This window comes from Candidatus Neomarinimicrobiota bacterium (genome assembly GCA_041862535.1).
GTDB lineage: Bacteria > Fidelibacterota > Marinisomatia > SCGC-AAA003-L08 > TS1B11.
In genome coordinates this window covers 1-5,363 of the sequence record JBGVTM010000081.1, presented here as the reverse complement: position 1 = coordinate 5,363, position 5,363 = coordinate 1, and the positions used below count along the sequence as shown (strand labels likewise).

General features: G+C 51.1%; 5 protein-coding genes. 1 reads left to right on the top strand and 4 read right to left on the bottom strand.

Annotation, left to right across the window (positions count from 1 at the left end; genetic code table 11):
• The 3 genes from ACETWG_03270 to ACETWG_03260 form a co-directional block, all read right to left on the bottom strand.
• Positions 1-318, bottom strand: a 318-nt coding sequence (locus ACETWG_03270) for a hypothetical protein (GenBank protein MFB0515608.1), incomplete at its 3' end; no start/stop codon positions are given.
• Positions 319-361: 43 nt separating this feature from the next.
• On the bottom strand, positions 362-2,314 hold the full coding sequence (locus tag ACETWG_03265) for a heparinase II/III family protein (GenBank protein MFB0515607.1): 1,953 nt from the start codon (positions 2,312-2,314) through the stop codon (positions 362-364).
• Between the two features lie 298 nt (positions 2,315-2,612).
• Positions 2,613-3,461 (bottom strand): energy transducer TonB, encoded by an 849-nt coding sequence (locus tag ACETWG_03260; GenBank protein ID MFB0515606.1) that lies wholly within the window; start codon positions 3,459-3,461, stop codon positions 2,613-2,615.
• A 423-nt stretch (positions 3,462-3,884) separates the two neighbouring features.
• Here ACETWG_03260 and ACETWG_03255 point away from each other — a divergent pair, with 423 nt between their 5' ends.
• A complete protein-coding gene (locus ACETWG_03255) occupies positions 3,885-4,319 on the top strand; it encodes a CBS domain-containing protein (protein ID MFB0515605.1) in 435 nt (144 codons plus the stop codon).
• 96 nt (positions 4,320-4,415) lie between these two features.
• On the opposite strand, the gene ACETWG_03250 is transcribed toward ACETWG_03255, so the two are convergent.
• A partial coding sequence (locus tag ACETWG_03250) for a UDP-glucose--hexose-1-phosphate uridylyltransferase (GenBank protein ID MFB0515604.1) occupies positions 4,416-5,363 on the bottom strand: 948 nt, incomplete at its 5' end.

Below are 5,363 nucleotides of genomic sequence, written 5' to 3'. Positions count from 1 at the left end.
GGTACCTGGAACCCACTGGCGGGTTTCAGGTTCGGGGAAGTTGGTAGCATAACCCTTCTCCTCCCCGGTGCTGTCCGGATCAAGGACGAAATCCCAGAAACCACTCAAGTTGATTTGGGTGCGGGTACTAGTCGTACGGAACAACCGGCTGCCCATCGGGTCTTGCCCATCGTCATAATCCATCCTCGCAACGGGCAGTACAGACGGGGGGATCTCAGGGAACGCCCGGCTAGCCTTTTGAGCCTGGAGCCCCGACTCCAGATGAACACCCACGAAGACAACAACTAAAATCGTTCCAACGAGCGTTCTAACCTGCATATCGGATCTGACCCTTTCCTTGTTCACGTTCCAAAAGGGCGTCTCACTTGACGTCCCTTACAAAATAGTAATCCTGATTCGACGGCGGCTGGGGAGCCTGGACGATTAATACCGCATCAGAAGGTTGCGTAATCTGTGAAGACTTCAAGACTCTAACCGCCCAGGTTTTACCACGATGTTGAATCTTGAGCTGCTCACCGCTAAGGGTCACTCTAGGAGTTGGCGTGGTTGCATCCTTGAGTGCACAAAGGATGACCAAGTAACGAATTTCCTTGCGGGAGTCCACCGCCAGGTTCAGGGTCACGATACTTCCATCCACATCCGAAGCGTCCAGTTCCCTTCGCTGGATACTGGCATTATAGTGCCCCGGCAAAATTGGATGAACCCACAGTCGGGCCTCATTGCGCACAATTGCATATTGTTCGCTTTCCAGCTGGATGATAGCCTCCCGTCCGTTCAGCAGCCACTCAAACCGGCTGTCCTTTGCCGCCTGCAAATCATCCGCGATCACCATTATATCAGGCTTCAGGAACAGCAAATGCCGGCGGAAACTTCTTAGCTGCGCCTTATCGACGTAGATATTCCCGGCGTCGCCCAACACATAATCATAGACGGGATTACTTTCGATCCGCAAAATCGCCGGTGCAGGCTCCCGCGCTTCAAACTCCATATAATCCAGCCATTTTCTACCAGCCCCCGCCTGGCCATGACCATTCACCAGGACAGTATTGTGATTAGCGGTTAGCTTGAGCTGCGTATAGCCTGGATCTGTGGCCAGCCACTCCCCATAGGCAAATAGGCAGAAACTGTTAATGTCAGGATGTCCATGGCCCGGGCCGAAGCCCCGCTCTTGAACCAGGAGCGGATCCGCTTGATTACGATGACCGGGGGCCGGGCCACAGCGAAAACCAATGACGGTGGCATCGTCCTGCCAGCTGCTTCGCAGAGCTACAAAATCATTGTCTGGAAAGTGCTTCAATGCCGGTAGGTTATCAATACTTACGGGAGAAACGCCGGGATCATAGCAAATAAAATCCATCCAGCTGAACTTGTGTGGCTCGCGGCGCAATAGCTTATTACCATAGTCCTGGTAATAGCCATTCTGATATACCGAAGCCAGTCGATATAATATGAACGGGGGTTTGTAGCCCTTGCTATCGCAGTCACTGAAGTTCAATACTTCCCTCGGTTTACCTGGCAACGAGAAATAAATGGGGAAAAAGCCTGTGATTCTGAGCCAGTCATAATCGGAATAGTAGTTCTTGTATCCTGCTGTTGATGCAGCTTCCAGGAACATCAGGAAATGGCTCAAGCCGTATTGCCAGTATTGAACTCCCTCCCCCCATGAACCATCCCGCGGGGCATGATCAATAATGTCTCGGGTCCAATCATCGGCCTGATTCAGGAAGACCTCCGTATCACCGACCTCTCCTGCCAGTACCAGACCGATGATACCCAGGGCCGCGGTTTCGATCAGCAGGTGGTTGCTGAGTGGCCGCCAGGTGGAGGCTTCTTTCATGATGATGCCTGCTTCCAGGGGCAGTCGTTCTGCTATCCGGCTACGGGTTTCTTCATGGAGCTCCTCGTAAAGCCAGTCATAGAGTAGCGCACAACCGATTGCCCACGAAGAACGTCCCAGATTCTGACTTCCCTTCCAATCCGGCACTGATAGAAGCGCAGTGAGCCAGGCCTCAGCCGATTCCAGATACCGGGCTTCTCCGGTCATGAGATAGGTCAAACCCAGCGCCGGCATGGTGTTACCGATGTAGCGATACCTGTTATCTGCATCGGCCATTTCAGGAATGGGCTCCTGACTGAATTCTTCGGCATTCTGTTGAGCCCAATTCCAGAGGTCTAGATGAGTAGTCGCCGCGTATGTCTGGAGTGTGGATACCCGCTCCGGGGTCAGGATAAGTCTGGGATGCTCGGCAGTAGTCCCAGCTGACGCTCGAGAAAGAACAAGACCAAGCATTAAGACCGAGAGTGCAAATCTCACCGAAGAACTATTTTTTGCATGCATCATAAAATCCATTTCTTATGTTGCTCGAGTTTTGTGATGTGACTTGAAAATAAAGCAGGCTTTAGGTCCAGCTATAGCGTGGATCATTCATACTTATTCCCCATCCTGGAGACCTTTAGCTAGGCCAAGAATGAGAGCTTGGAAAGACTTCCTCCCGGTATTCCGCAGCGGTCCATTTCAGCCCGAAGCCCGGGGTAATCAAACGATCGTTCTGATACCGACAGTAGCGGAATCTGCCAGGTGAATATGGAACTCACCTACTCCTTAGCCAGGTCTAATTTTGTCTTAAAGCCCCCGGATAATGCTCTTGTAAATACTGGGTTAGGCTGTTAAGCAGCCTTAGTCTTGGCTTGTCGACGTATGTGCCTTCCGATCTAACTTGTTTCAGAAGAAAAACTTCGTTCATGAGATAATCCACCAAATGGTCTTCCGCCATACCGTAAGACTCGCTGTCGGGATAGCGTTGGATATAATCCTGAAATAGAACAAACGTCAACGGCCAGACATCTTGATATTCCACCCATGAATCGCGTATGTCCGGTGTAACAACATCCATAATTGTGCGGTTGGGAAAAACCGAACGGCTGTTCACCATTCTGTTCGCCAGGTGGACGTAATGTCTTAGTAGATCCCTTTGGGCAATCTGACGGCTTTGGAGATCTCCCGCTGAAGCTGTTGACTGATACTCTAATGCTCCACGTCGCCACTCCAATAAATCTAAGGATAACAATCGCTTAGATGTCAACTCAAAAACTATCGGCCAGGTTATCCAGAGCGCTCGAGGTTCACCACTGACCAGCCCCGGTGTAAAACGGACAGTCCGAGCCATTTCCAGCGCTGCGTTGTCCAGAATGTCATAGCCGGAAGATGTAAGCACTTCCGCTTTACTCACGTTGCCCTCTTTCTCTATCCGTAACCGCAGTATAACCTTCCCTTCTATCTGTTTCTCGTAGGCTTCAGGAGGATAGAATAAAATGAAACTATCCGGTTCGATTTGAGGGAGAATATAGTGTGGAGCAATTTCTCTTACTGGTTGACAAGCCAGCAAAAGAAGGATTGCCATGCCAGCCAGGATGCTAAGCCTCGGAATTAATGACTTACGTGTCAAAAAAAGAATTCTCATAGCACACCCTCTTATCATTATTGAGATGGATCGAAAGTTCTCGCCGGAACATTATTAATCTGAGAAGCTCTCCGGCAGCTTCTTATGATATAATAAGGTATATTTTTAGCATCTCCAAGAGTTGTAAATAGTTTGTTAGCCCTGGCAAATAATAACCTGAAGAAACGTCAGTGCCACTTTGTGAGCAGGAGGTCGACCGCCAACTGGCGGATCGCCCCTACCGCTACTAACCTTTAACATGTCTTACGGGATACGAAATCGGACCTAGAGCACAGTTGAGAGCATGGTCTGGCCGAGCATGCTAAACAGAATCACTACAGACCTCAGAGTGCGTATCTGCAGAATCTTGGAATTTCGTCGATTACCCCGTAGTTTTGAACCATAGTGGTTAACAGATTTCTAGACGTACGTTGGAGATAAAAAATGGCTATCGGCTCCATCATGACCACTGAAGTGGTGACGGTCGATCCGGACGCTTCGCTCAAGACAATTAAGGAAATCTTTGATCACGTCAAGTTTCACCACCTTCTGGTAGTCGAGAATAAAAGACTCTTTGGGGTGATCTCCGATCGTGATCTCCTGAAGGCACTAAGCCCGTGGCTGGGCACGCTGGATGAGCTCCCGCGCGACCGGGCCATCCTGAGCAGGCGGGCCCATCAGATATGCAGCCGCAGGCCTATCACCGCCACCAGGGAAACCAGCGTTGCCGATGCAGCTCGTATACTATTAGACAATAACGTATCGTGCCTGCCGGTTATCTCCCGGGAAGGCGGCATAGAGGGAATCGTGACCTGGAAAGACATTTTTAAGACTTATTTTAAAAACTCAGGGCCCGAGCATTCAGAAATCCGAGACTAACCGACCGGCGCGCTTAGCTGCAATAACATCAAGCTGTGCAGAATAAAAATAGCCCCTTTATCGCGGGAATGGTGAGTGCCGGGAGAGGCGGTGGCCTTATATTACCGGTCCAAGCTGGCGGTAATGTACTTCTGATAGGTCTCTCAAGGCTGCAGCGCTAGTTTCCGGGAGCAGATCACGCTGCGGGTTCGCCAGCATTTCGTAGCCCACCACGAACTTTTTCACAGTTGCAGATTTCAGAAGCGGCGGGTAGAAATGCATATGGAAGTGGGACTCCTGGTGTGAGTCACCATCGGTAGGTGACTGGTGGATGCCAGCCGAGTAGGGAAACGACGTCTTAAAGAGATTATCGTATCTGGTAGTCAGTCGCTTCAGAATATCGGCAAAGGCGTCCTTATCGTCTTCACTCAACTCCGATAGGTCCTTCAGATGTCGCTTGCTTACAACCATTGTTTCGAAAGGCCACACCGCCCAGAAAGGTACCAGCGCTGCGAAGTGCTTGTTAGTGACTACAAGCCGCTCCCGGTTCTCTATCTCAAGCGCTACGTAATCGCAAATGAGGCAGCTTCCCATCCGATCTGCATATGCCCGCAGGTTCCAATCCTCCTTTTCCGCCTCGACAGGTAGCGATCTTTCGGCCCAGATCTGACCATGTGGATGGGGATTGCTGCACCCCATCATGGCCCCCTTATTCTCAAAGATCTGGACATAGCCAATACTTTCCAGAGACCCCAGACGGGCATATTCTTCAGTCCAAACATCCACGACCCGGCGGATATCGCCAACGCCCATCTCCGCCAAAGTGAGGTCGTGCCGGGGCGAGAAACAGACCACCCGGCAAATCCCCGGTTCGCCATGGGCCACCAGCAGATCCTTTATATTGCTCCGCCTGGACGGCGTCTCCAGGCTCAGAGCGCTGAAATCGTTATCGAAGACATAGGTGCTGGCGTACTCAGGATTTCGGGCACCACTCGCCCGCTCATTGCCCGGACAGAGGTAGCAGTCGGGATCATAGGCCCGGCGCTGCTCCTTTTCAGGAACCTC

Excerpts from the sequence above, each read along its gene's own strand:
- ACETWG_03255 (MFB0515605.1), top strand. The coding sequence starts at position 3,885 with ATGGCTATCGGCTCCATCATGACCACTGAAGTGGTGACGGTCGATCCG.
- ACETWG_03260 (MFB0515606.1), bottom strand. The coding sequence starts at position 3,461 with ATGAGAATTCTTTTTTTGACACGTAAGTCATTAATTCCGAGGCTTAGC.